The sequence below is a fragment of the Gluconobacter vitians genome (genome assembly GCF_015244565.1).
Lineage (GTDB): Bacteria > Pseudomonadota > Alphaproteobacteria > Acetobacterales > Acetobacteraceae > Gluconobacter > Gluconobacter vitians.
The window spans coordinates 1-1,296 of sequence record NZ_JABCQG010000071.1 but is presented as its reverse complement, the minus strand read 5'-3'; the positions used below and the strand labels follow the sequence as shown (position 1 = coordinate 1,296).

Below are 1,296 nucleotides of genomic sequence, written 5' to 3'. Positions count from 1 at the left end.
AGGTTTGCCGTGGCTCTTGGGAAAGAACGGCCGCAGACGGCCCATCTGTTCGTCCGTCAGCCAAAACAGGTCGCTCATCTCCAGTCTCCTCACAGAGCCTGAATCAGATTTTCACGATCAAATCAATGGGGCCTGAGCCTAGGCGACACTGTGGACGTCGGAAGAAGCTTCTCCGCTTCATCGGCCTCAGGAGGTGGACGACGCTCTTGTGGTAGAACCCCCTTGATCTCGACCACCATCTTCCGCAGTCCGGTGATTTCTTCCCTCAGCATGTTCTCCCGGGTCCGAGTAACGGCGTGAGTCACGGCATTCTGTTGGCGCAGTTCCCGCAGGAAGTCGTCCGTGTGCTCGAAATGCTGACCGATCACATCCAGGAAGCGCATGACGGTGTGGAGAAACTCAGCTTCCCGAAGTGTCTGCCCGGCTGATTCCGCCTTATGACGCATGGTCAGTTCGTCAATGCAGACGGTATGATAGTTTTCGAGGTCTTTTACGAACTGCTCATAGAAGTGGATGATGTCGGCAGTGCTGAGCGTTTTTGCAGAAGGCTCTGTCGTCATGCGCCGTATCTCCTGAAAACACTGCCCGGTCCGGGCATAGAGCAGGGCAGCCTGCTGCCGGGCTGCCAGCTTATTTGAGGTTTTCAAGGAGTGCGAGACCTCGCCTCGTCCAAGCCACGGACGCAGGTCCATCGGTACTGCGCGTCGGAAATAGTAGTTCGAGCCCACGAGTCGGAGCATGCTGTCAGTTTTCCCATTCTGGGAAAGACTATGGGATAAATGCCCATTTCAACGTCGAAGAGCGTTTTTCTACATCTTTTCAATGGGTTGCTGGTGCGAGCTGCGGGACTAGAAACTACGCAATCCCACAGTGCAATCCATTAAAGCGTTGAAAAACATAAAGATTTTTCAAGCGGTGTAGCATGTGAGTGTAGCAGATTTTGCTACACCATCAAGAAAGGGAAGAGGATTCACTCTTAGTCATAACTGCCACAAGGCTACGGGCATTGCGTCTCACCCTTTCCTGCCATTCACCCAAGGATATTCCGACATTGAATAGATAGTATGCGCTTTCAATCATTTGGATGGTATCAATGTAAAATTTGTTCAAATCATCTTTTGAATGTAGGTGAAATAGAACACTGTCTATCTGAGCATGTGCAAGTATCTCATGCCTAATATTTTTTGACATGCCCCCCTTTTTGTTACCACTCAAAAAGAGAGTTTCCGGTTTTTATGGTTTGGGGTTGATGGGATGACAAGCGTCTCGGGGGCATGCCCCCGAGACGCTTGTCTG

1 protein-coding gene and 1 pseudogene are annotated in these 1,296 nt (G+C 50.9%); both read right to left on the bottom strand.

The window, feature by feature from the left end; genetic code table 11:
* Positions 1–78 (bottom strand): annotated as a pseudogene (locus HKD24_RS15075) (IS5/IS1182 family transposase); the annotation flags it as partial.
* A gap of 44 nt (positions 79–122) precedes the next feature.
* Positions 123–740: a DUF6538 domain-containing protein gene (locus tag HKD24_RS15070; protein ID WP_194260965.1), complete on the bottom strand. Its 618-nt coding sequence runs from the start codon at positions 738–740 to the stop codon at positions 123–125.
* Between the last annotated feature and the right edge of the window lie 556 nt (positions 741–1,296).

Excerpts from the sequence above, each read along its gene's own strand:
- HKD24_RS15070 (WP_194260965.1), bottom strand. The coding sequence starts at position 740 with ATGCTCCGACTCGTGGGCTCGAACTACTATTTCCGACGCGCAGTACCG.